Annotated in this window: 15 protein-coding genes and 5 tRNA genes; 10 read left to right on the forward strand and 10 right to left on the reverse strand. The window is 45.7% G+C overall.

The window, feature by feature from the left end:
• Positions 1–226 precede the first annotated feature (226 nt).
• Positions 227–1,681 carry a tRNA uracil 4-sulfurtransferase ThiI gene (thiI, locus tag MO387_RS19940; RefSeq protein WP_106651133.1) on the forward strand — a complete coding sequence of 485 codons (1,455 nt, stop codon included), beginning with the start codon at positions 227–229 and terminating at the stop codon, positions 1,679–1,681.
• Between the two features lie 128 nt (positions 1,682–1,809).
• Here thiI and MO387_RS19945 read toward each other — a convergent pair whose 3' ends face one another.
• A complete protein-coding gene (locus MO387_RS19945; protein ID WP_106651132.1) occupies positions 1,810–2,052 on the reverse strand; it encodes a hypothetical protein in 243 nt (80 codons plus the stop codon).
• Between the two features lie 211 nt (positions 2,053–2,263).
• Between MO387_RS19945 and MO387_RS19950 the strand changes: the two genes are divergently transcribed.
• From MO387_RS19950 to rlmM, 4 genes are all read left to right on the forward strand, one after another.
• Positions 2,264–3,175: a transcriptional regulator GcvA gene (locus MO387_RS19950; RefSeq protein WP_006080889.1), complete on the forward strand. Its 912-nt coding sequence runs from the start codon at positions 2,264–2,266 to the stop codon at positions 3,173–3,175.
• Complete coding sequence (locus MO387_RS19955; protein WP_107948515.1) at positions 3,156–3,800, forward strand: alpha/beta family hydrolase; 645 nt, start codon at positions 3,156–3,158, stop codon at positions 3,798–3,800. Before MO387_RS19950 ends, MO387_RS19955 begins: the two co-directional genes overlap by 20 nt.
• Before the next feature lie 57 nt (positions 3,801–3,857).
• Positions 3,858–4,250 carry a DUF423 domain-containing protein gene (locus tag MO387_RS19960; protein WP_006080891.1) on the forward strand — a complete coding sequence of 131 codons (393 nt, stop codon included), beginning with the start codon at positions 3,858–3,860 and terminating at the stop codon, positions 4,248–4,250.
• Between the two features lie 178 nt (positions 4,251–4,428).
• Positions 4,429–5,514, forward strand: coding sequence for a 23S rRNA (cytidine(2498)-2'-O)-methyltransferase RlmM (gene rlmM / locus MO387_RS19965; protein WP_011846285.1), 1,086 nt, complete (start codon positions 4,429–4,431; stop codon positions 5,512–5,514).
• Positions 5,515–5,637: 123 nt separating this feature from the next.
• Here the strand turns inward: rlmM and MO387_RS19970 are convergent.
• The 4 genes from MO387_RS19970 to MO387_RS19985 all read right to left on the reverse strand — a co-directional run bounded on the left by MO387_RS19970 (position 5,638) and on the right by MO387_RS19985 (position 9,978).
• A protein-coding gene (locus MO387_RS19970; RefSeq protein WP_107947981.1) for an IS3-like element ISShes2 family transposase occupies positions 5,638–6,866 on the reverse strand; the annotation gives its coding sequence in 2 pieces (ribosomal slippage) (positions 5,638–6,515 and positions 6,515–6,866; 1,230 coding nt in all).
• An 89-nt stretch (positions 6,867–6,955) separates the two neighbouring features.
• A tRNA-Ser gene (locus MO387_RS19975) sits at positions 6,956–7,046 on the reverse strand.
• A 190-nt stretch (positions 7,047–7,236) separates the two neighbouring features.
• Positions 7,237–9,234, reverse strand: coding sequence for a methyl-accepting chemotaxis protein (locus MO387_RS19980; protein ID WP_107947983.1), 1,998 nt, complete (start codon positions 9,232–9,234; stop codon positions 7,237–7,239).
• A 653-nt stretch (positions 9,235–9,887) separates the two neighbouring features.
• Positions 9,888–9,978 (reverse strand) — tRNA-Ser (locus MO387_RS19985).
• A gap of 221 nt (positions 9,979–10,199) precedes the next feature.
• On the opposite strand from MO387_RS19985, the gene MO387_RS19990 reads away from it, so the two are divergent.
• A complete protein-coding gene (locus tag MO387_RS19990) occupies positions 10,200–11,933 on the forward strand; it encodes an AAA family ATPase (protein ID WP_107947985.1) in 1,734 nt (577 codons plus the stop codon).
• 74 nt (positions 11,934–12,007) lie between these two features.
• On the forward strand, positions 12,008–12,523 hold the full coding sequence (gene fabA / locus MO387_RS19995; protein WP_006082073.1) for a bifunctional 3-hydroxydecanoyl-ACP dehydratase/trans-2-decenoyl-ACP isomerase: 516 nt from the start codon (positions 12,008–12,010) through the stop codon (positions 12,521–12,523).
• A 123-nt stretch (positions 12,524–12,646) separates the two neighbouring features.
• Here fabA and rmf read toward each other — a convergent pair whose 3' ends face one another.
• The 5 genes from rmf to rlmKL all read right to left on the reverse strand — a co-directional run bounded on the left by rmf (position 12,647) and on the right by rlmKL (position 19,228).
• A complete protein-coding gene (gene rmf / locus MO387_RS20000; RefSeq protein ID WP_006082074.1) occupies positions 12,647–12,823 on the reverse strand; it encodes a ribosome modulation factor in 177 nt (58 codons plus the stop codon).
• Between the two features lie 186 nt (positions 12,824–13,009).
• Positions 13,010–14,896, reverse strand: a complete 1,887-nt coding sequence (locus MO387_RS20005; protein WP_107947987.1) for a DUF3466 family protein — start codon at positions 14,894–14,896, stop codon at positions 13,010–13,012.
• A 28-nt stretch (positions 14,897–14,924) separates the two neighbouring features.
• A complete protein-coding gene (locus MO387_RS20010) occupies positions 14,925–16,850 on the reverse strand; it encodes an ABC transporter ATP-binding protein (RefSeq protein WP_107947989.1) in 1,926 nt (641 codons plus the stop codon).
• A gap of 1 nt (position 16,851) precedes the next feature.
• The gene (locus MO387_RS20015) at positions 16,852–17,106 is read right to left on the reverse strand and encodes a glutaredoxin family protein (RefSeq protein WP_107947992.1); all 255 of its coding nucleotides are present in this window, start codon (positions 17,104–17,106) and stop codon (positions 16,852–16,854) included.
• Positions 17,099–19,228 (reverse strand): bifunctional 23S rRNA (guanine(2069)-N(7))-methyltransferase RlmK/23S rRNA (guanine(2445)-N(2))-methyltransferase RlmL, encoded by a 2,130-nt coding sequence (gene rlmKL / locus MO387_RS20020; RefSeq protein ID WP_107947994.1) that lies wholly within the window; start codon positions 19,226–19,228, stop codon positions 17,099–17,101. Before rlmKL ends, MO387_RS20015 begins: the two co-directional genes overlap by 8 nt.
• Before the next feature lie 257 nt (positions 19,229–19,485).
• On the opposite strand from rlmKL, the gene MO387_RS20025 reads away from it, so the two are divergent.
• The 3 genes from MO387_RS20025 to MO387_RS20035 all read left to right on the forward strand — a co-directional run bounded on the left by MO387_RS20025 (position 19,486) and on the right by MO387_RS20035 (position 19,800).
• A tRNA-Met gene (locus MO387_RS20025) sits at positions 19,486–19,562 on the forward strand.
• A 41-nt stretch (positions 19,563–19,603) separates the two neighbouring features.
• Positions 19,604–19,680 (forward strand) — tRNA-Met (locus MO387_RS20030).
• Between the two features lie 43 nt (positions 19,681–19,723).
• Positions 19,724–19,800: transfer RNA gene (locus tag MO387_RS20035), tRNA-Met, on the forward strand.
• The last annotated feature ends 27 nt before the right edge of the window (positions 19,801–19,827 follow it).

The raw sequence follows: 19,827 nt of genomic DNA on the forward strand, positions 1-19,827 counted from the left end.
GCAATATACAACGAAATGAGACCGCATCTGAGTTTGAATATGGCAACCCCTAATCAGGTGCACAATAGAAAAGGCCAGCTACAGGAGCTGGCCTAAAAACTGTCAACCTATCTTAGGACGGGACAGACTAATGCAGACTTTTCCCTTTTTAGGTCGCTTGGGTATATAATCCCCCGATTATTCTTTTAACCAATTTTGCTGTTTTAAAATTGCCCGCGGAAATCCCATGAAGTTTATTGTAAAGCTGTACCCAGAAATCATGATGAAGAGCAAGCCTGTACGTATGCGCTTCACCAAAATGCTTGAAACCAACATACGTAATGTGCTCAAAAAAGTCGACGAAGACGCTAAAGTTCAACGTCAGTGGGACCGCATTATGGTGATGGTACCAAAGGATAAGCCAGAATTGGCCCAAGCCTTCGGTGAGCGTTTGGCGTGTATTCCTGGTATTGCCCACGTAGTACAAGTGGACGAGTACAGCTTTGAATCTGTAGATGATATTTATCAGCAAGTCTTGCCTGTTTACCGTGACCAACTCGCGGGTAAAACCTTTTGCGTGCGAGTTAAGCGCTCAGGCGATCACGATTTTAATTCTATCGAAGTGGAGCGTTACGTCGGCGGCGGCTTAAATCAGTTTACCGATGCTTTAGGCGTACGTTTAAAGAATCCCGATATTACTGTTAACCTTGAAATTGACCGCGATAATCTTTACATGGTCACTAAGCGTATTGAAGGCTTAGGTGGCTTCCCGATGGCGACGCAGGAAGATGTGTTGTCTTTGATTTCAGGTGGTTTTGACTCAGGTGTGTCAAGCTATCAGTTTATCAAAAAGGGCGCGCGTACCCATTATTGCTTCTTTAATCTGGGCGGCGCGCAGCACGAAATTGGCGTTAAACAAGTGGCCTACCATTTGTGGAAAACCTACGGCGAATCCCACAAGGTGAAGTTTATCTCTGTGCCTTTTGAGCCTGTGGTTGCTGAGATTTTAGAGCGTATTGATAATGGCCAAATGGGCGTAGTGCTCAAGCGTATGATGATGCGCACTGCGGCGCGCATTGCAGAACGTATGGGCATTCAAGCCTTGGTAACCGGTGAAAGTTTAGGTCAAGTATCTAGCCAAACGCTGACCAATTTAAACGTGATTGACCGCTGTACTGAGCTGCTGATTTTACGTCCGCTGATCGCCATGGATAAACAAGACATTATCAACGAGAGTCGTAAAATCGGTACCGAAGATTTTGCCAAGTCTATGCCTGAATATTGCGGCGTGATTTCGCAAAAGCCAACGGTTAAAGCGGTATTAGCGAAAGTTGAAGCGGAAGAGAAGAAGTTCTCTGAAGATTTGATTGATCAAATCATCGCCCAGTCTGTCACTATTGATATCAGGGAGATCGCAGAACAAATGGATACTCGGATTACTGAGACTGAAACGGTTGCCAGTATCGATAGCAACCAAGTGGTCATTGATATTCGCGCCCCAGAAGAAGAGGAAAGCAAACCGCTGCACATTGAAGGTATTGAGATCAAACGTATCCCATTCTTCAAGTTAGCGACTCAATTTGCCGATCTCGATAAGCAAAAGACTTATTTGCTGTATTGTGAGCGTGGGGTGATGAGTAAATTGCAGGCATTGTATTTAATCGAGCAAGGCTATACGAACGTCAAAGTGTATCGCCCATAAATCCAGGCAAACTTGCCCACTGACACGTCTTGTCAGTGGGAAGTGCCATAGGTCTAGGATACAAAAAAGCCGCATATTAATGCGGCTTTTTGTTAGGTCTTGGGTTGAAAACCTGAATTGGTGTTGTCTTATAAGCTATTAGGCTTAACGACCTGCTGATTTGATGCGACATCATCTGTGGCAATCAATAGCGTGGCTTCTTGCAGCACTTCTTGGTGCATTTTATTCATTGCAGCGGTTAAATCTGCAGTGATACTGGCTTGTAAGTCGCTAGTATCGATGACGATTTCGTCAACGAGTACATTAGCACTGGCATTTAAGCTGAGTGCTGAAATTATCGCTAACGCAAACGCTGATTTTAAATTAAACATAGTCGCCTCCGGGCTGACAAATTAATGCTGTCAGACATTCCCATCACCAACTTTGAGATTGTCCAACTAGGGTGTTTCATAGATATAAGTGTTTCGTGGATACCGCTGTTTCAATGGCGCAAAATTTAACCAAAATCACTGGCCTTTACAAACGATTAAATGTAACAATACGGATTAGAAAAACTAATTAAAAAACGAGACTGAGATCACTATGTCCAGACGATTACCACCGCTTAATGCGGTTAAAGCATTTGAGGCAGCCGCGCGGCATTTGAGCTTTACGCGGGCAGCAGAAGAATTGTTTGTTACGCAAGCTGCGGTGAGCCATCAAATAAAGGCATTAGAAGATTTCCTCGGATTAAAATTATTTCGCCGAAAAAACCGTTCTTTGCTTTTAACTGAAGAAGGGCAGAGCTACTTTCTCGACATCAAAGACATCTTTATTCAACTCGCCGATGCTACCGACCGTTTACTTGCCCGCAGTGCGATTGGCTCGCTGACGGTTAGTATGTCACCCAGTTTTGCGATTCAATGGTTAGTGCCGCGTTTGGCAAAGTTCAGTGAGAAAAACCCCGATATCGACGTGCGTATTAAAGCTGTCGATACCGAAGCCAGCTCACTAACCGATGATGTGGATGTGGCGATTTATTATGGTTTAGGCAATTGGCCTGGCTTGCGTGCCGATAAGCTCAGAAACGAAGTGCTCATTCCTGTGTGTTCGCCCATGTTACTCAATGGCCCTAAGCCACTGTCAAAACCGAGCGATTTAAAATATCACACGCTATTACATGATATGAATCGTCACGATTGGCAGGCGTGGTTTAGACAATGTGGGATTAACGATATTAATGTGAACCAAGGCCCCATCTTCAGTCATTCGTCCTTGGTATTGCAGGCGGCGGCCCATGGTCAAGGCGTGGCTTTAGGTTACAGCGTACTGGCGCGTCCCGATATAAAAGCGGGGCGTCTCGTGTGCCCATTCCAAGAAGTCTTGGTCAGTAAAGATGCTTACTACTTGGTTTGCCAGCAGAATCACGCTGAACTTGGTAAGGTCGTCGCGTTTCGCGAATGGATGTTAGATATGTTTGCTGAGGAGTCGCGTAGTGAGTTGTTGCCCGGATAAGCCAAGTTTTGTGTTAGAGGGTGAGCCTGCGAGCACTGTGGTTTTACTGGCCCACGGCGCGGGCGCTAATATGGACTCTGAGTTTATGAAGGCCATGTCGGTGGGGCTAGTGGCTAAGGGCTGCCAAGTGATGCGCTTTAATTTTCCCTATATGCAGGCCAATGCCGTCGATGGTAAACGACGTCCACCGGACCGCGCGCCTAAATTGCTCGCGTGTTTTACACAAATGCTCGATATCGCCCATTCACAACCTAAGGTCGAGCGCGTCGTACTGATGGGCAAATCTATGGGCGGGCGTATGGCAGCGTTATTAGCCTGCGATCCCGCGCTAGCTTCGCGCATCGATAGAGTGATTTGTTTAGGTTATCCCTTTGTGCCACTTAAAGGCGGTGAGCCTAGATTGGAACCTTTGAATGAATGCCAAGTCCCAGTATTAGTCGTACAGGGCGAGCGGGATAAGTTTGGTGGCAAAGAGCAGATCCCAAATTGGCCCTTGAAGGCAGAGATAGGATTGGCTTGGATAACCGACGGCGATCATAGTTTTGTCCCAAGAAAGTCGTCAGGCACCACTGAAGCGGCTAACCTTGCACGTGCCATTGATTTATCTAGCGATTTTATTGGTTAGCTTAATGTTGAGTGATGAATGTTGAATGAGTTAAGCCCATTCCAGCAGGAGAGTTAAATGCGTAAAGGTCTATTGTTACTCGCCGCCGTGAGCGGATTTTTAGCCGTCGCCTTAGGGGCTTTTGGTGCCCATGGTTTAAAAGCCGTCGCACCACCGGATTTGATTGACGTGTTTAATCTTGGGGTGCAATACCATTTCTACCATACCTTCGCCTTAATCATGGTTGCCTTTTCGGGCCAATGGTTAACCTCACGTTTATTGGACTGGTCGGCCTATTTGTTTATTGCAGGCATAGTGTTGTTTTCTGGCTCGTTATACGGGCTGGCATTGTTCGGCACTAAGTGGCTTGGCCCTGTTACGCCGATGGGCGGTGGGTGTTTCTTACTTGGCTGGTTATTATTTGCCGCTGCGGTATGGCGCCATAAAGTGATTGACGGTCACGAGTCTTAATCTCGAACGTTAAGTGTGAGTTAACAGGCTTAGGGCGCACCTAAGCCTTTTTTATTTCTCCAATCGCAATTCAATGTTCCGCACTAGGCAAATAGGGCATTTATGGATTGAAATTGGTATACTGACGCCCAAATCGATAGTCAGCCAATGCTTTGGCTTGGATTTCTCAGGGATCCCCATGAAAAACCTATTTTTATTTTGCCGCGCAGGCTTTGAAAAAGAATGCGCTGCAGAAATCCAACAGCGAGCCGGTGAGCTCAATGTGGGTGGCTTTGTTAAGGCCAACAATAACGACGCCTATGTCGTGTACCAATGTTTTGAAGATGACGCCGCAGATACGTTAGTAAAACAACTGCCTTTAGATTCGCTCATTTTCGCTCGCCAGATGTTTGCTGCCAGCGACTTATTAGTCGACTTGCCTGAAAACGACAGAATTAGCCCAATCGTGGCGGCACTCAGTGACGTCAGCAAAGCGGGCGAAGTTCGGGTTGAAACGCCAGATACTAACGAAGCGAAAGAGCTCTCGGCTTTTTGCCGTAAGTTCACTGTGCCTTTACGCCAGCATTTGAAAAAATCCGGCAGTTTGCTCGCGCAGGAAAATCCAAAACGTCCGATTATCCACGTGTGTTTTATCGGACCCGGCCGTGCCTATGTGGGTTATTCCTACAGCAATAACAGCTCGCCACACTTTATGGGTATTCCACGTCTGAAAATGGCGGCGGATGCTCCGAGTCGTTCTAGCCTGAAACTCGATGAAGCCTTTGGCCAATTCGTGCCTAAGGAAGAGCAAGAAGAGCGTATTCGCAGTGGTATGAACTCAGTGGATTTGGGCGCTTGCCCAGGTGGCTGGACTTATCAACTGGTGCGTCGCGGCATGTTTGTCTCGGCTGTTGATAATGGTCCCATGGATGAGAAACTCATGGAAACGGGCCAAGTGAAACATTACCGTGAAGACGGTTTCCGTTTCGAGCCACAGCGCAAAAATATCTATTGGCTAGTGTGCGACATGGTTGAGAAACCAGCGCGCGTTGCCGAACTGATTGAAGCTTGGGCGATTAACGGTTGGTTTAAGGAAGCGATTTTCAACCTTAAATTACCGATGAAGAGCCGCTATAAAGAAGTTACTGCCATTCTTGAGACCATGCAGACCATTCTTAAAGAGAATGGCGTGACCGATTTTAAAGTGCAGTGTAAGCATCTTTATCACGATCGTGATGAAGTGACAGTGCATTTATGGCTGCGTCCTAATACCGCGTGGAATTAATTCCTGCGAAACTCTGCAGTGATATTGCTGTCGTTACTCGCGAACGTTACTTAGGTACGCTAATACGGTAATCGTCAGGCGGGTTTAAAAGCCATGTCCCGTCCTAAGATAGGTTGACAGTTTTTAGGCCAGCTCCAGTAGCTGGCCTTTTCTATTGTGCACCTGATTAGGGGTTGCCATATTCAAACTCAGATGCGGTCTCATATCGTTGTATATTGCTATCGATTCTCTAACAAGTATCTTCAGCTCCGCAAATGTCCTACATCGGTGCAGTAAAAACTCCTGCTTCAGTATGCCATTCACTCTTTCTGCTAATGCATTTTGGTAGCAATCATAACCATCCGTCATTGACGGCTGGATTTGGCTCGCCTGAAGCGCATTCTGATAAACTGCTGAGCAGTATTGTAAGCCTCTGTCTGAGTGATGCACTGCGTTGCCGATATAGCGTTTATCTTTTATGGCCATTTTTAACGCTTTCACCACACTCTCCGCTTTCATGTCTTTACTCACGTGATGACCGACTATCTTACGAGAACTGGCATCGGTGACCAGTGACAGGTAGTGCACTCCTTGGTCTGACTCAAGATAGGTGATATCGCTGACCAGTACATGCCCTGCATCATGCAGTCCTTCCTCTTTCAGCAGATTAGGATGCTTCTTCATCCAGTGTTTGCTGAACGTGGTTTTTGTGTAGCTTTTCTTCGGTTTAACCAGTAAACCTTCACTTCTCAAATAGGTAAAGAACCCATCTCGCCCAAGTTTAATATCGTGCTCAACCAGCTTGGATTTTATCAACGTGTAGAGCTTACGGGCCCCTAACCTTGGCATATATTTACGCCAGTACTGAACCCAGTCTTTGATGACCGATAGCTCAGCTCTACGACTTTCCATTCGAGCAACTGCCTGGTAGATACCTTGCCTCGACATACCCGCAGCACGACATGCGGCTGCGAGGTTTATTTCTCCGTTGCCTTTTGCTTGCCAGACGTACCGGATAAGTACTTTTTTCTGAGGCCTGCTCCATATTCATTGTCCATGATATCAACCATGCCATTGAGGATTTTGTTACGCAGTTTCTCTTCTGCTAACTCACGTTCAAGGCGCTTGATCGTTTCGGCAGGGGTTTCTTTTGACTTAGGCATAAGGGGATGCTGAAAAGGTTTCGACCAATCGAGTCTACCATGTTTTCTAAGCCAAACGAGTACCGTTGAACGGCCTTGAATGCCAAAACGGGCTTGGGCTTGTTTGTACGTCATTTCGCCTTTTTCAACACGCTCTACAACGCCTAATTTAAAGGCTAAGGTGTAATCTCGTTGTGTGCGCTTACGGCTTGAGTTAATTGATGTTGTCATAAAGAAGTCCTCTTTATGTCAACGTATTTCAGGACGGGACAGCACAAACAAAAAAGGCCATCATTGCTGATGGCCTTTCTCGTAAAATATGGCGGAGGAGCAGGGATTTGAACCCTGGGTGGGCTATAAACCCACGCCGGTTTTCAAGACCGGTGCATTAAACCACTCTGCCACCCCTCCGAACGAGCGAGATAATAGCTATCTCCTACTCCGCTGTAAACTCTTAATTTAAAATAGCAATCCACATGGTCAATCTACATCCAATTTGCTTAAAAAATCGCATAATTCGACTTATGCTTTGAATTTCCGGTCAGTTAAAGCGCCACTAACAAGGCGATCCACTACATAACTTTTTATCAGGATATTAGGCTTAAGCTCGATTAATATTGATTAAACGGTCGGATAGTTTCTGCATTTCAAGGCTTAACGCATCGAGTGCGGTCGCATCGAGTGAGTTATCTTCACTAATGCTATTAATCCTCACCGCCAACTCATTGATCTCCTGAGTCACTTGGCTTTGTTGCTGAGCAGCTAAAGCAATTTGCTGGGCTCGCTGCGAAATATCATCGAAACTTTGTACAGTACTCGATAGAGAACTGGCCGCTCCCTCAGCCTCAGCAACTGCGTGGACAGTGCGGGACTCGCCCGTTTGCATCGCTTGTACCGCAAGCCGCGAAGCCGATTGCAAAGCATTAATCATGGTACTGATTTCATTGGCGGAATCTTGAGTACGACCAGCAAGAGTTCGCACTTCATCGGCAACAACCGCAAAGCCGCGACCCTGTTCCCCCGCCCTTGCCGCTTCTATTGCCGCATTTAACGCTAACAGATTAGTTTGCTCTGAAATCGCCTTGATCACATCCAATACGGCGCCCACTTTCTGGCTATCTTGAGCCAACTGGGATATCACCTTGGTCGCATTGGCGATCTCCCCCGCTAATGCCTCAATCGAGGCATTGCTGGATGACACTCGGGTTTGCCCTTCCCGCACCACAATTAAAGAGGATTGCGCCGTTGCAGCACAATCGTTAGTGTTATTCGCCACTTCCATCGCGCTTGACGACATTTGTGTTATCGCCGCGGCGAGTTGCGCACTCTCAAGACGCTGCTGTTCTGCACGTTGGGCTAACCTATGGCTAAGACCACTTAATTGCGTTGCCTCAAACTGAACTTTCTTCGCCTCTTGGGTGATCAAATCTAACATTGCCCTCAGTGTACCCGCATAGGTATTTACTGCTCGACGCAAAGCGCCAATTTCATCATCCCGCTGAATTTGCAGTTCGACATTGGCACCCAAATTACCGCTCCCAAGGGAAGCAATTTGATCTGTGGTTTCTTCAAGTTGCGCCAACAGTTTTTTACCCGACAACCACGCCAAATAAAGTAAAATGGCGAGCAAGGGTAATAAAAACAACAAAATATCAAAGGTCAGCTCACGGGCAAGCCCTGTAACTCGGGTCTTTGGCGTCACAAGACCAATCACCCATCCGGTATCAGGCATCACAAAAAGGCTTACCTCGCTCGCCTGATTGAGTCTTCCATCCTTATCTAAACTCACAGAAATAACATTATTGATTGAGGTTTGCTTAAGTGCTGCTTCAACGGGGGCAAGCCAAGGTAACTGCCCGACGAGATCGGTAAAGCGCAGCATAGTGTCGGACTTATTCGCTTCAGGAAAATGCAAGATATTACCCGCTTGATCTAAAGCAAAAGCATAGCCGTCAGTTACATTGCCATGTTCTGTTAGAAATTTAGCTAAATCATCAAGTTTTAAATCTATTGTTGCGACCCCGGCAAATGTCCCCGTCAGACGATATGGCACACTGCATGTCACCATCGCCACTTTCGTCACGGTATCCTGATAGGCTTCAGACCATAGGCACTGGGATACAGAACTGGTGCGTGCCCCTGTATACCAAGGATCATTGTGATAGCCAGGGCCAGATTGCGCATTATAGTCATCTGAATAAGCCAGCAAATTATCGCTACCACGGGCCCAGAAAAAACTGTGGCGGGTGCTTCCAGCGACAAATTTATCTGGCTCTGGCCAGATCCCACCGCCTGCAATAGTGAGATCGCCATTGTTATCAATTAGATTAGGTAAGGAATTAAGATAAAGAGCTTGCTCGTGGGGTAGCACTTCTGCAAGGCGTGCAAGGCTTAAAGTAATACCCTCAATGCTGGCAAGCTTAAGTGCGAGTTGCCTCACGATACTGCTACCGGTTTGCTCAATTAGCTCCTGACTCGCCGCCACTACTCTAGGTTGCCCCCTCAGTGACATCACACCAAAAACGGCGAGTCCGGTCAGTAAAAGCAGTACTATGCTGCCCATAGTGAGGCGCTGCGAAATACGTGTTGGTAACCACATAGCTTTCTCTACTTAAAATAAGTCACCCAGATGGGAGAATTGCTCGGCCGTATGACCCAAGATTGTCGAGAATCATACGTCGCACCATCCTAGTGCAAATTTTAAAGGCCATAAAAACCATTAAGTTGGCCACGGATTTGAGTGTAGACCATAAACAAGAAGAGCAGACATAAAAGACCATCTCTCCTTCCTGAAGCAGAACTTAGAATAAGCAACTTTGGTTCAAATTATACAAACCCAAAATGCCATCATTGCTGATGGCCTTTATCGTGAATATGGCGCAGGAGCTGCGCTTCAAATCAGGAACCCAAGGGTTCAAACTGTATAAATGCAAAATGCCGCTAATTGCTTAGCTGCCTTTTGACTAAATATGACGGAGGAGCTGAGCTTAAAATCAGGAACCCAAGGGTTCAAACTGTATAAATACAAAATGCCGCTAATTGCTTAGCGGCATTTTGACTAAATATGAGGGAGGAGCTGAGCTTAGAATGAGGAACCTTGGTTCAAATCATACAAACAAAAAAGGCCATCATTGCTGATGGCCTTTCTCGTAAAATATGGCGCAGGAGCTGCGCTTAAAATCAGGAACCCAAGGGTTCAAACTGTATAAATGCAAAATGCCGCTAATTGCTTAGCGGCATTTTGACTAAATATGGCGGAGGAGCAGGGATTTGAACCCTGGGTGGGCTATAAACCCACGCCGGTTTTCAAGACCGGTGCATTAAACCACTCTGCCACCCCTCCGAACGCCGAAAATAATATAAGCATACCGCTAGCTTGTAAACCTCAATTTTTAATTATTGAGCCAAATGCTCAACTTATGTTCACCAAGATGTTTTTTACGGCAAATACATCGCTAGTTTCAACGAATAATCGGGCAAACAGACGTAAAAACACCTATACAGTGAGAGACTTGTCGTCTTGGTATGGTAAAATCACTGTAACTTTTCACGGTAAATGCTTATATGAATTCACTCTTGATACCCACGTCTTCACTCGCACCTGAATTTAGCCTGCCAACCCTTTCCGAAACGGCTGCCAATCTAAGCGCATTGCTCTTAGGGCAAGAGCGCACTGTGGACGCGTTTAAACTCCACCAAGCTATTGTCGATCAACACTTGTATCTGGCCGATTTCCCGAGCATTGACCGCCAGTTAATGATCAAAGCCTGTATCGATAGCCTTGCACCTTTGTCCCCTGCGTATTTAGTGGCGACACGTACGATTGATAAGGCGGTAACATTTCAGTGGCAGTCCGATAAGCCGCAGGAAAATCAAGGAAGTATTGCCGAAAAAACAACTCACTATCGCTACCTCAGTGGCAATATTCGCCGCGCAGATTTAATTGGCCGTATGGCGCAAACAGGGACAACGAGTCAGTATCAAGCTGGTGCCCTAGCCCAATGCCATTATGTGTTTATTTGCGCCGAGTCACTGTGGAAACGTGAAGGTTTATGGGAGTTAGTGATGCAAATCCTCACCCATAAAGAGTATCAAATTAGCAATAACTTAAGTCCTATTCCATTGAACTGTAAGATAGTCCTGGTTGGTGCTGGGATGATTTATAGCCAAGTCAGAACTGAAGATTGGCAATTTCAACGTCATTTTACCCTATTAGCGGAACTTGCCAGTGAAATCGACTTGGTCCGTTATAAAGAGTCACAATACGTCGCATGGCTGCAAGCAGTTGCCCAAAGTGTGGATGTCACCCTTGAACAATCAAGCTTAGCGCCACTCTTTCGCTATAGTGCACGGTTAACCGAACATCAGCGTCGCCTCAGTTTATCTATGCTCGAGTTCGCCCAGCTCATGATGCAAGCTAAAGCCTATCGTGGTAAACCGAGCATCAATGCAAGCAGTATTGAGCACGCGTTAACCCAAGCCAACTATCGTCATAACAGTTCGGAAGAATATTCGGGCCAGAGCTTCGATGACAATTTCATAAATCTGCCAACTTCGGGTGCTATGGTTGGCCAGATCAATGGCTTAACTGTGATTGATGCTATCGATTATAGCTATGGTGAACCTGCGCGTATCACGGCATCTGTTCACTACGGTGATGGTGAAGTAGCCGATATTGAAAGAAAATCTGAACTTGGCGGGAATATACATGCCAAAGGCATGATGATCCTTTCAGCCTGTTTGTACCGTATCTTTGGACGAGATGCGCCATTACACCTGAATGCCAATATCGTTTTCGAACAGTCTTATCAAGAAATTGATGGCGATAGTGCATCACTCGCAGAGTACTGCTGTTTGATGTCAGCGATTGCCGAACAACCCATTATTCAATCACTGGCGATTACCGGCGCATTGGATCAATTTGGTAATGTGCAAGCGATTGGCGGCATCAACGAGAAGATTGAAGGCTTTTTTAATCTGTGTGAACGCCGCGGACTTACGGGAGAACAAGGCGTTATTATGCCGAAGTCAAACGTATTACAGCTTAATCTCAATCCCAAAGTGATTACAGCTGTAGGCAAAGGCCTGTTTCACATCTATGCCATTGAGCATATGGACCAAGCGGTTGAGCTATTAATGCAAATGCCAGCGGGTGTTGCCGATGAAGATAATGATTTCCCACATGATTCACTATATGGTCTCGTGCAGGAACGATTAGACAAGCTCGCGGGAAATGGGGAGGAGGAAATCGGCCTAATCACGAGATTACTCGCAAAATTGGGATTTTTTCGCCGCTAATTAGCTGATCGGAGTTGTTTAGCTTACACGTGTTCGCTAACCTTGGCGGCTCTTATTGCTGGAGTAGTAAAACAATGAATAAAGCAAACAGTTTCAATAAAGAAGAACTCATCGCCTGTGGCCATGGGAAATTATTTGGTCCAAATTCACCTCGTCTGCCTGTCGATAACATGCTGATGATGGATAGAATCGTCACTATCAATGATAATGGCGGCGAGTTTGGCAAAGGTGAAATTGTCGCTGAACTCGATATTAATCCAGACTTATGGTTTTTTGACTGCCACTTCATTACCGATCCGGTAATGCCAGGCTGTTTAGGCCTAGATGCCATGTGGCAACTCGTGGGCTTCTATTTAGGCTGGGAAGGCGCTGAAGGTAAAGGACGTGCACTGGGTGTAGGTGAAGTGAAGTTTACCGGCCAAGTATTACCAGGCGCGAAGAAAGTCACTTACAAGCTCAATATCAAGCGTACCATTCACCGTAAACTGGTGATGGGTATTGCAGATGCAATTCTTGAAGTGGATGGCCGTCAAATCTACAGTGCAACCGATCTTAAAGTCGGTGTCTTTAGCGATACCTCAACATTCTAATCCGTCTGACGCCAAGACACTGAAGCTATAAGTACTGCAGATATAAAAATGCCCTCATCTGAGGGCAATATGCTGCATTACTTTGCTTGTTCTGGACTATTTAATTAATGAGTTAAAACTCAATTATTTATTAAATAGCCCATTAACTCGGCCATCCACACCTTCACGCCAACCGCCTAACCACTGCGATCGCGAATCAAGATTTGCATAAGGACAGAGCTCCTTAGAGCGCCCACCCACACCAGCTTGGAATCCTTTTGAAAAAGCTCTGTCTAAACGATCTCGTTTTTGTCTTTTCATGCAAGCGTCCTCTGTTCTACATAAAATAGAAGCAAAAGCTTCACCCATAGAAATAGTGCTTTTTGACGCCAAGATCAATCAAAAAATCGGCTATTATACTGACTATTTATTAAACTATTGAGATCCTAGCGAAAAAAATCGAGGCATTTAGCCTCGATTTTTTTAGTCTGAATTGAAGCTTAAAACTTATCGAATTCGACGACGGAACCACACTAATGGTAAAGCAAATAACCAAGCTAAGGTTGCAGCACCTTGACGCTCATAATTACCCGTATCGGTATTGTCCTCAACGGTGCAAGCCTCTCCACTGCTAGCAGGCTTTAGTACGACCATACCCGGGACAAAAGCTGTCACTGGATCACCATTACCATTAAGCTCAAATAACGCTTCACCATTTTCGCCAACAATAATATTACCAGCACTATCAAGTTGTAAGGAAGGCTTACGAATGTATGCTGTCCCTACAATAGTGCCCTCTTCATTAATACTCGTCCCTTCGACCACGATAATATCGGCATTATACGTGAAGGTTTTACCCGAACCGTCACGCACTTCGACTTGATGACGTGCCCAGCTACCATCGCTAGCTTTTCCATATCCCTTAGACTCACAGGTCAGCAACTTATTAAGATTGTTAAACTCACCGGTTGTTTTCTCATATAAAAAACCCGCTTTAGGACGTGGTTTTTCTTTGTCATAAGTCGTTTCAATATAACCAACAACTTGGCCTTTATTATTGATACTCTTAGGTTTACTCGAAAGATCCGTTGTAGAAGCAGCAAAATCATTCGGGGTCACTACTGTTGCATCAGCTTGATTCGTATCGAAATAAAAGAACTTATCGCGTAAATAGCCTTGGATATAGCTGCGATAACTACCAACAACTATACCACTGGCATTGATGTCATAGGCGATAGAGCTTGAAACCGAATCTCCCATAGGGATCCAGTGGTATTGGTATTTACCTTCATTATCTTTAGCCCAATAAGCTGCATCTTGGGCTAAAGCTTTGCTATTACCACCACGATAAACATGTGAACGACCCACAACGACGCCATTATCATTCAAACCCAGTGCTTGAGCGGTAAAGGTCAAGGTATTGTCAGTCGCAGGCGTTAGCCCCAGAGGTAGCTCAGTGCCTGTAGCAACATCGTTGTCGATTTGCCATACATAGGCACGAGTCTGATACTGAATATTACGTGTACCAGTACTATTGGGGTATTGCTCACGTTGTACGCAAACATCTAACGGCAAAGTATTATCCGTACCTAAACAATAATTAACTCTATCACTACCATATTTACTGATATCAGTACTGGCATAACCCGCTACTAAATTATTGTTATTAATGGCTGTTGCTGCAGACCATCCACCTAACTTAACCTCTTTTATGGCGTTAGTGGTATCAGGATTGGCAAATGTATGATATGGCGGTGGTAAATCAATTTGAGTGTCGCCATTTTTTACCACACCGCGGAACTCATAGTCGCGGTAATACCAGTAATCATCGGTAACATCAGTAGTTGCAGTGTTCTCTGTTTTATTTTCAGGCGCAGTCATACTGCCAACTTTAATACCTGCATCATTAATACCGTAATAAAAGGTATCAACTGAATTAATCACAGCCGTATCTCTTGGCGGTGTAGTGCCATTAATGCTGTCAAAAGTGGGTAACCAAGGTTTAGATGTATCGTCATTTTCCTTAGCAACAAAGGCAAAGTTATTAGCAATGATGGCTTTATCTATCGAATACGTAATGGTTTCTTCTGGCGCGATACCATCAGCAACATCAATGACGCCGCCTTCAACATCTGAACTGCTGAGCTTTTTCTTGCCCTTGGAAATACCGACTAATTCGTCATTGGCATTCACACCTAAGGCATAGCCGCTACGAGTGCCATCAAGCTTCCCCTTAAGGTCAAACTTTGTAACCTTAAACTTACCGTCGGCATCAACTTCAACAACCTTATCGATGTTAACGATTTCGTAGACAGGTGCAGCATGGGCACTGTTTAATACACCAAGGACACCTAAGGCAACCAAGGAAAGGGCTTTATCCAACTTTGACTTCATTAATTCTATTCCCATTTTTATTATTGGTTTACTTCAGTGACTCAAGCTCTTCCCAACGCTCGAAGCAAACTTCCAATTGCTTTTCTTTATCAGCCAACTGACTCAATACCTGATTGACTTTATCCTGCGCCTGACTATAAAAGTCTGAATGTCCAATAGTGGTCTGCAATGCGAGAATTTCTGCCTCCAATTGCTCCATCACATTAGGTAGTGACTCTAACTCACGCTGTAGCTTATACGACAGTTTTTTTACCGCTTTCACAGGTTCTGCTGTTTTAACTTCAACGGGTTTAGTTTCAACCGCAGGAGCTTCGACCACCTTTTGTGAACTAGGTTCCTCAGAATAAAACTTTGCCCCTTGGTTCACGGCATCTTGATAACCACCAACATACTCGCTCCAATGGCCATTACCCGCATACCACCAGCTACTGGTCACAGTATTGTCGATAAATGCCCTGTCATGGCTCACTAGCAACAACGTACCTTGGTATTCAGTGAGCAACGACTCTAACAATTCTAAGGTCTCAATATCAAGATCGTTGGTCGGTTCGTCGAGTATGATTAAGTTTGCGGGGCGAATTAATAGCTTAGCAAGCAACAGACGGTTCTTCTCACCACCCGACAGCGCTTTCACTGGTGTTCTGGCGCGCATAGGTGAGAACAAGAAGTCTTGCAAATAACTTAATATGTGGCGGTCTTGACCATTAATTGTGATGGTCTTTTTACCTTCGCCAACGTTATCTTCAACCGTTTGCTCAGGATCTAAGGCTTCACGATATTGGTCGAAATAAGCAATTTCGAGCTTAGTGCCGACTTTAATTTCGCCAGATTGCGGTTGCAGCTTTTCGATTAACAGCTTGATCAAGGTTGATTTACCACAGCCGTTCGGGCCAATCAGCGCAATGCGGTCACCGCGGATCACTGTGGTATTAAAGTTCTTAACCAAATTTTTATCGGGCAGATTGAAGTTAAGATCTTGAACATCAAATACTAACTTACCAGAACGTTCGGTATCCGATACCGCCATCTTAGCGTTGCCTTGACGATTCAAACGCTCACTGCGCTCATCACGCAGCGCTTTAAGTGCACGCACACGACCTTCGTTACGGGTACGTCTGGCTTTAACGCCTTGACGGATCCACACTTCTTCATCGGCGAGACGCTTGTCAAACAAGGCATTTTTCTCAGCTTCAACCCGTAGCCATTCTTGCTTACCATCAAGATACATTTGATAGTTGCCCGGCCATGAGGTCACAACACCACGGTCTAAATCGACAATCCGCGTCGCCATACGGGCAATAAAGCCCCTATCGTGACTGATAAAGACGATAGCACCTTGATAATCAAGTAAAAACTTTTCAAGCCATTCAATCGTGTCTATGTCTAAATGGTTGGTAGGCTCATCAAGTAACAACAGATCTGGCTCGCTGACCAGTGCTCTGGCTAACGCCACTTTACGCTGCCAACCACCGGATAGCTCGCTCAACGATTTGTCAGGGTCGAGGCCTAACAACTCGCAGTTTTGTTGAATGCGAGAATCGAGCTGCCAACCATTATAGTGATCTAAGGTTTCTTGCAGACCTTGCATCTCATTTAACATACGATCCATTTGTTCTGGATCGGCATGGGCGACATCATGGGACAGTTGATGATAACGCTCAAGCGCCTCACCCACTTCCTTTAATCCTGCCGCGATATACGCGTATACCGTTCCTTGCTCAGCTTTTGGCGGATCTTGCTGTAAACGACTAACACTCACATTACCAGCAATGTTGAACTCGCCTTCATCCAGCAGCACATCGCCGGATAACACTTTTAGTAAACTCGACTTGCCGGCACCGTTACGGCCAACAATACACACGCGCTCGCCGCGTTGAATAGTAAAATCCGCTTTTTGTAACAACGGAGTGTAACCATAGGCTAAAGAGCCACTATTGATACGAACCAGACTCAAACTAAGCTCCTGTAAACTCTTGTAATTGCGTTGCGTTAAATGGCCAATGTAATTCTCTATCATCCCAGGCTTTAAGCACTGGGATCGATACGCCATAACGCTGCGCGAGGTATTCATCGTCACATATATCTATGGCTCGATAGCCAATGTCGGCCGCGGCCAGTAACGCCGCGGCCAGTTCACACAGATGGCAGCCCTCGGTGTGATATAGCAGATAAGTCCTGTTATCCCGCTCTGCTTGAGTCAACTCAGGCATGGGTGATAAGCCAAGTATTATGGATATGTGGATTACGTTTGTAGTCCATAGGCAAAGTCACGTCATCAATGTTTGTCACATTAATGTTCATCTTTGTCAGCGTCTCTATGTCCATCTTAAACTTACGTTTATTGTTAGAGAACACTAGCTCGCCCGTTGGGCTGAGCAGTTTCACTAAGGATGACAGTAAATTCACATGATCCCGTTGCACATCAAACGAATCTTCCATGCGCTTAGAGTTTGAGAAGGTCGGCGGATCGATAAAGATCAGATCGTACTGTTCGTTACAATCTCTAATCCACTGCATGCAGTCAGATTGAACAAACTCATACTGCTTACCTTGCAAGCCATTGAGCGCAAAGTTGTCTTTCGCCCAAGCGATATAGGTATTGGACATATCTACCGTCGTCACCGACTTAGCACCACCAAGCGCTGCATGCACAGAAGCAGAACCTGTGTAAGAGAACAAGTTCAGTACGCGGCGACCTTTAGATTTTTGACCGACTAAACGACGTGTCAATCTGTGATCGAGGAACAAACCTGTATCCAAATAACCGGTTAAGTTCAACTTGAACTTAGCGCCATATTCGGTAGTGATAAGCTCTAACTTGCGCTCATCCAGCTTTTGATATTGACTCGTGCCCTTTTGACGCTCACGGGTCTTCATGATCATCTTGTTAGGATTGATGCCAATGGCCGATGGCAGGGCTAATAACACATCGCTTAAACGACGTTTAGTCACGGCTTCAGGTATGGTCGCTGGCGCCATATACTCTTGAATAATCACGTAATCTAGATACTTATCGACTGCGACGTTATATTCAGGAATGTCGGCATCGTAAATACGATAGCTATCGATGCCTTCTTTCTTCGCCCATTTCTCTAATAACTTGGCATTCTTCTTAATGCGGTTAGCAAAAGCTGGGGCAATATCGGCAATGTCGACGCCATCTGGTAGCACTGGCGTATCACGGCGAGTACTGTTGGCATGTAAAGTATAGATGTTAAAAGCACATTCAAGCGCGCCGTTAAACATCTTCATTTGTTTATCGGCTTTAAGCTTTAGCGATGACACCAGTTCGATATCACTACACAGCATGGCCACTTTCCAGCCGCCAAACTCTTTCTTAAACTTGTCGCCCAGCTGATAGTAAAGCTGCAATAACTCAGACACATTGCCTAAACGCTCACCATAAGGTGGGTTAGTGATCAAATAGCCACTTTCCGCAGGCGGCGTTATCGTTAAAGCATCTGCAACTTGAAACTCGATTAACTCCAGTACACCGGCATTTTCGGCATTACGTTTCGCCAACGCGACTAAGCGCGAATCGATATCAGAACCGTAGAATTTAATCTCGCAACGTTTCACGCCTAATGAAGCACGCGCTTTCGCTTCTTCAACGATTTCTTGCCACACGGCTTTATCATGGCGACGCCAATGTTCAAAACCAAAACGACTACGTTGCAGACCAGGGGCAATATCAGCCGCCATTAACGCCGCTTCAATCAGCACTGTACCGCTACCACAGAAAGGATCGAGCAAGGTTGAAGGCGCCGCTTGCCAGCCACTGCGTACGAGCATGTTGGCGGCTAAGTTTTCCTTCAATGGCGCTTCACCTGTGGTCGAACGATAGCCACGTTGATGAAGCGATGGACCCGAGAAGTTCATCGCAATCGTGATCACGCCATTACGGAAATGCGCATCGACTTTAAACTCAGCATCAACGCGAGACACATTCGGACGCTCAATATCATCGTCGCGGAAACGATCGACAATCGCATCCTTAATCTTCAAGGCGCCAAACTGGGTATTATTAAGAAAACCACCCGTACCATGGAAATCGATACTAAAAGTGCTTTTATTGGAAAAGTGTGCCGGCCAATCAACACAATAAGCTGCATTATAGAGTTGTTCTGCCGACTCGCAGCTTCCTTTATAGATAACCAACACAATGCGGCTGGCTAAGCGTGTCCATAAAGTAATGCGATACGCTAAAGCTAAGGAGGCCGTGAAATACACACCAGCAACACTCTCTTTTACTTCAGTCGCACCAAATTCTGTCAGCTCTTGGGCTAAGCTATATTCAAAGCCCTTAGGGGCGGCGGCAAAAAAATTAAGCATGGGATAATCAGTACGCAGTCAAAATCAAAGCGACATTATACCTGCTCGGATACATAAAAGATAAACAGTTATTAGCCAAAGCCCCATTTAGTCACTGTCTTGGCCTAAGATAATCGACGGAAAATCCCCAACTTATAAGTAAATCGTATGAATGCCGCCCATCCCGCTTTATATTTAAGCGTTCACCACCTTTTTCAATCTTCGTCCTTGCATTGCAAGGGCACTGCCGTTATAGTCTGCCCCGCTTTGAAGACGGACGCGGGATGGAGCAGCATGGTAGCTCGTCGGGCTCATAACCCGAAGGTCGTAGGTTCAAATCCTGCTCCCGCAACCAATTTAAAGCAAAATAGTAAAGTAAAACAGATAGATATCGGACGCGGGATGGAGCAGCATGGTAGCTCGTCGGGCTCATAACCCGAAGGTCGTCGGTTCAAATCCGGCTCCCGCAACCACTTTCTTACTAGTGAAAGTAAAAAAACTAGCACAACAATCGGACGCGGGATGGAGCAGTATGGTAGCTCGTCGGGCTCATAACCCGAAGGTCGTCGGTTCAAATCCGGCTCCCGCAACCACTTTCTTACTAGTGAAAGTTAAAAAAA

This window comes from Shewanella sp. N2AIL, assembly GCF_022690845.1.
GTDB classification, from domain to species: Bacteria; Pseudomonadota; Gammaproteobacteria; order Enterobacterales; family Shewanellaceae; genus Shewanella; species Shewanella baltica.

Excerpts from the sequence above, each read along its gene's own strand:
- rlmM (WP_011846285.1), top strand. The coding sequence starts at position 4,429 with ATGAAAAACCTATTTTTATTTTGCCGCGCAGGCTTTGAAAAAGAATGC.
- fabA (WP_006082073.1), top strand. The coding sequence starts at position 12,008 with ATGAATAAAGCAAACAGTTTCAATAAAGAAGAACTCATCGCCTGTGGC.
- MO387_RS19950 (WP_006080889.1), top strand. The coding sequence starts at position 2,264 with ATGTCCAGACGATTACCACCGCTTAATGCGGTTAAAGCATTTGAGGCA.
- MO387_RS19980 (WP_107947983.1), bottom strand. The coding sequence starts at position 9,234 with ATGTGGTTACCAACACGTATTTCGCAGCGCCTCACTATGGGCAGCATA.
- MO387_RS19960 (WP_006080891.1), top strand. The coding sequence starts at position 3,858 with ATGCGTAAAGGTCTATTGTTACTCGCCGCCGTGAGCGGATTTTTAGCC.
- MO387_RS19945 (WP_106651132.1), bottom strand. The coding sequence starts at position 2,052 with ATGTTTAATTTAAAATCAGCGTTTGCGTTAGCGATAATTTCAGCACTC.
- rlmKL (WP_107947994.1), bottom strand. The coding sequence starts at position 19,228 with ATGCTTAATTTTTTTGCCGCCGCCCCTAAGGGCTTTGAATATAGCTTA.
- MO387_RS20005 (WP_107947987.1), bottom strand. The coding sequence starts at position 14,896 with ATGAAGTCAAAGTTGGATAAAGCCCTTTCCTTGGTTGCCTTAGGTGTC.
- MO387_RS20015 (WP_107947992.1), bottom strand. The coding sequence starts at position 17,106 with ATGCCTGAGTTGACTCAAGCAGAGCGGGATAACAGGACTTATCTGCTA.
- MO387_RS19990 (WP_107947985.1), top strand. The coding sequence starts at position 10,200 with ATGAATTCACTCTTGATACCCACGTCTTCACTCGCACCTGAATTTAGC.
- rmf (WP_006082074.1), bottom strand. The coding sequence starts at position 12,823 with ATGAAAAGACAAAAACGAGATCGTTTAGACAGAGCTTTTTCAAAAGGA.
- thiI (WP_106651133.1), top strand. The coding sequence starts at position 227 with ATGAAGTTTATTGTAAAGCTGTACCCAGAAATCATGATGAAGAGCAAG.